The organism is Actinomadura sp. CNU-125 (assembly GCF_001942465.1).
Classification (GTDB): domain Bacteria; phylum Actinomycetota; class Actinomycetes; order Streptosporangiales; family Streptosporangiaceae; genus Spirillospora.
In genome coordinates, this window is sequence record NZ_MKJY01000369.1 from 1 (window position 1) to 4,083 (window position 4,083).

The 4,083-nt window shown below is 73.7% G+C and carries 4 protein-coding genes and 1 pseudogene; all 5 read right to left on the minus strand.

Translation table 11 applies throughout. From position 1 onward, the window contains the following. Window positions 1-627 (minus strand): mycofactocin biosynthesis peptidyl-dipeptidase MftE (gene mftE, locus BJF79_RS33740; RefSeq protein ID WP_262402945.1); only part of this gene is annotated, 627 nt, incomplete at its 3' end. A gap of 1 nt (window position 628) precedes the next feature. Next, window positions 629-2,637 (minus strand): annotated as a pseudogene (mftD, locus tag BJF79_RS62850) (pre-mycofactocin synthase MftD). After that, window positions 2,610-3,083 carry a radical SAM protein gene (locus tag BJF79_RS62855; protein ID WP_262402948.1) on the minus strand — a complete coding sequence of 158 codons (474 nt, stop codon included), beginning with the start codon at window positions 3,081-3,083 and terminating at the stop codon, window positions 2,610-2,612. Before BJF79_RS62855 ends, mftD begins: the two are co-directional and overlap by 28 nt. A gap of 2 nt (window positions 3,084-3,085) precedes the next feature. Next, entirely contained in the window at window positions 3,086-3,361 is a 276-nt protein-coding gene (gene mftB / locus BJF79_RS33755) for a mycofactocin biosynthesis chaperone MftB (RefSeq protein ID WP_262402949.1), read from the minus strand. Window positions 3,362-3,364: 3 nt separating this feature from the next. Next, on the minus strand, window positions 3,365-3,475 hold the full coding sequence (mftA, locus tag BJF79_RS54245; RefSeq protein ID WP_075903545.1) for a mycofactocin precursor MftA: 111 nt from the start codon (window positions 3,473-3,475) through the stop codon (window positions 3,365-3,367). Window positions 3,476-4,083 lie beyond the last annotated feature (608 nt).

Genomic DNA, 4,083 nt, shown 5'->3' on the forward strand with positions numbered 1-4,083 from the left:
ATCCGGGCGAGCGCCGTCCGGGCGTGCCGTTCGCGCCCGCCGGGTCGCCGAGGACCGCCCGACGGCGACACCGCCCGGACGCCGCGGGCGACCAGCTCGGGCAGCAGCTCGGCGATCGGCCGGGTGTCGCCCGCGACCTCGCGACGCCCGCACCAGCTCCGGCGCGAGGTACAGCATGATCGACGTCTCGGTGAACCCGGCGTGCGCGTCGCCGCCGGGCACCCCGCAGCCGACCCAGCCGACCTCGTGCCCCTCCGCGCGCATCCGCCCGGCGGCGGCGTCGAGCGCCGCGGCGTTGCCGCCGTGCCCGTTGACGAACACGACCCGGCCCGCCCACAGCGCGAGGGACCGCACGGTCTCGACGAGGACGAGCTCCAGCGCGTCCCGTCCGATCGAGATCGTCCCGGGGAACCCGGCGTGCTCGCCGCTGGCGCCGTACGGGAGGGCGGGCGCGACGAGCGCGCCGCCGTCCAGCAGGTCCGCGGCGCGCTCGGCGACGGCCCGGGCGATCACCGTGTCGGTGGACAGCGGCAGATGCGGCCCGTGCTGCTCGGTGGACCCGACCGGGACCAGGACCGCCGGCCCGGTCTCGACCTCCGGCCATGCGGCCCCGGCCAGGTCCCGCACGTCAGTCGTCCCCGCCGCCCAGCGTCAGCTCGAACCCGGGCGGGATCACCAGGTCGGCGCGGGACAGCTCGTGGACGGACGTGTGGCCGAGGCCCAGCACGGCGGAGTCGAGCCCGCCGCGCATGATGTCGAGCACGTTCTCCACCCCGGCCTGCCCGTTCGCCGCGAGCCCCCACAGGTAGGCGCGGCCGATCAGTACGGCGCGGGCGCCGAGCGCGAGCGCCTTGGCGACGTCCCCGCCGCGCCGCACCCCGCCGTCCAGCAGCACCTCGATCTGGTCGCCGACCGCGGCCGCGACCGACGGCAGCACGCGGATCGCCGCGGGCGCGTCTCGAGGTTGTTGCCGCCGTGGTTGGACACCGACAGCGCGGTGACCCCCGCGTCGACGGCCCGCTTGGCGTCGTCCACCCGGGTGACGCCCTTGAGCATGAACGGGCCGCCCCACTCCTTGCGCAGCCACGCCACGTCCTCCCAGGTGGGAGGCGGGGTCTGCATCCACTCGCCGTACGCGCCGAAGAACGTCGGCGCGGGGCCGTGCGGCGGCTGCAGGTTGGGGGTCGTGAGGTCGGGGATCCGCCCGGTCTTGGCGAACCGCCACAGCCACCCCGGGTGGGGCAGGACGCCCGGCGCCAGCTTCGCCGCCGTCTTGAAGTCGATCTTGTCCGGGATCATGGGGCTGCCCCAGTCCCGGCCGTTGGAGAACGACCAGTCGAGCGTGGCGATCAGCGCCTTCGCCCCGGCCCGGCGCGCGCGGTCCATCCGCTGCACCATCGCGTCGCGGTCGCCGCTCCAGTACATCTGGAAGAACACGTTCGGGTTGGCCTCGGCGACCTCCTCCACGGGCTTGCTCGCGAACGAGCTGAGGCCCATGATGACGCCCCGGTTCGCGGCGGCCCGCGCCACCGCCACCTCGCCCTCCGGATGCACGGCCTGCACGCCGGTGGGGGAGACGACGACCGGCATGGACGTCTCCACGCCCATGACGGTCGTGGCCAGGTCGCGCTCCGCGTGGTGGCCCGCCACGTGCGGCGCGAAACCGAGGTCGCCGAACGCCCTGCAGTTGTCGCCGATCGTCCGGCCGCGCTCCGAGCCCGCGACCAGCGCCCCGTACACCATGTGCGGCAGCCGCCTCTTGGCCCGGCGCTGCGCCTCGGCCACCGTCTCGAACCACGGGTTCTGGAACATGTCGTCTCCGTAAGAGGGAAAGGTCAGGTGATGCGCAATCCGGCGAGGGGGTTCTCCTCGCAGGCGCTCACGGGCGGACGGTCCGCGTCGCCGCGCCGCCCGAGCTGGACCAGGACGGGCTCCCGGCGGCGCGTCGCCGCGTTCGCCGCGCCGGGGCGGCGACGTCCGGTGCGAGTGGTCGCCGGACGGCTTCGGAATGCCCGACCGGTCCTCGGGCCGTCCGGCGAGCAGCTGCTCGCCGTACCCCTGCACGCATTCGGGGTCGGGTCCGTCCAGCGGCAGCCCGGTGAAGAACTTCGCGGCCATGCAGCCGCCCTTGCACGTGTCGTAGAAATTGCACGAGGAGCACGCGCCGCCCGTCTGCGGCTCCCGCAGGCCGGCGAACAGCTCCGACTCGCGCCACACCCGCGCGAAGCCGCCGGTCTCCCGGACGTTCCCCGCGAGGAACTCGTCGTGGATCGCGAACGGGCACGCGTACACGTCCCCGACGGGGTCGATGAGGCACACCACGCGCCCGGCGCCGCACAGGTTCAGCCCCGGCAGCGCCTGGCCGTACGCCGACAGGTGGAAGAACGAGTCGCCGGTCAGCACCTGGTCGCCGTGCGCGACGAGCCAGTCGTACAGCTCACGCTGCTGCGGCTGAGTCGGGTGCAGCTCGTCCCACACGTCCGCCCCGCGCCCGGACGGCCGCAGCCGCGTCAGCCGCAGCTGCGCGCCGTACTCGTCGGCGATCGCCTTGAAGTCGTCCATCTGCGGGATGTTGTGCCGCGTGCAGACCACCGACAGCTTGAAGTTCTTCATGCCCGCGTCGGACAGGTTCCGCATCGCGCGCAGCGCGGTCTCGTACGATCCGCGCCCCGCACGGCGTCGTTGACCTCGGCGGTCGCGCCGTCCAGCGAGATCTGGACGTCGACGTAGTCGTTGGCGGCCAGCCGCCGCGCGACCTCGGGGGTGATCCGGACGCCGTTCGTGGAGAACTTCACGCCCACGTGGTGCGCCGTGGCGTAGTCGAGCAGCTCCCAGAAGTCCGGCCGGACCGTGGGCTCGCCGCCGCCGATGTTGACGTAGAAGACCTGCATGGCCTCGAGCTCGTCGATGACGGCCTTGGCCTCGTCGGTCGACAGCTCGCGCGGGTCGCGCCGGCCCGAGCTGGACAGGCAGTGCGCGCACGACAGGTTGCAGGCGTAGGTGAGTTCCCAGGTCAGGCAGATCGGCGCGTCGAGCCCGAGCTCGAACAGGTCGACCAGCCGTTCGGTGGTCTGCGTTCCCATGGTCACGGCGTCCTTTCCACGAGCATCGACGAACCGGCGAGCGCGCCGAGCGCCGCGCCGTACCGGGGCAGGTCGGCGGCGGGCACGTCGGCCGCGGCGCAGGCCTCCCGGGCGGTGGGCGCGTCCCGCAGGCCCCGGACGACCTCTAGCAGCCGCCGGTCCTTCAGGAACGACAGCTTGCGGGTGCCGAAGTGGTAGAGCAGCGCGCCGAAGGGTTCGGGCCGCACCGAGACCTGCGGGTGCAGGTCCCAGGCGCGGTCCAGGTCGATCGTCGGCACGGCTTAGTAGACGCCGCACATGCCGTCGATCGAGACCTCCTCGATCAGCGACTCGGCGGCGATCTCCTCGGCCCGCTCGTCGGCGTTCTGGGTCTCGTTGGCGGCGCTGTCCATGGCGTCCTCCTTCGGTCGCGTACGTCCGCCGCGCGCTCGTCCGGTGATGCTCCCGGCGACCGCCCGGCTTGCAGGGGATACTAAATGCATCGAGTGTCAAAAGAAAGGGGTCGGGCCGGATGAACCAGGGCTACCCGGTGAATACCGCGCCACGCCCCTGCCGACCGGCTCGCCGGGACGACGCGTGCCGGTGCCCCGTGCGGCCCGAGGGGGCGGTGCCCGGCAGGCGGACGGCAAAGGCCCGGCGCGGGACGGGCGGTCGGCCCACGTGCTCCACCGCCGCGCGTCGCGGAATCGCCTCGCACGGATCACTCGTACGGATCAGTCGTACGGACCGATCCGCCGCGTGCGTCATGCCCGGTCCATCGTTTAGTGGAGACCGGGCGGAGCGCGGGGCGCCTCCGGCGGGGGCCGGTTCGTCCGGAGATATGGCGTTGCGGATGATGTGGGGGCGGTCGTGAACCGGCGGCGTCGGCCCAACGGTGCGACACCGCGGGCGGCACCGGGATCAGGGCGATGACGGTGCGGCGCCGATCGGCGGCGGACAGGCGGATCGGCGGCGGGCGGTTCGGGGGAAGGGGACGGTCGTGGGCGGGCGGCGGGGCGCG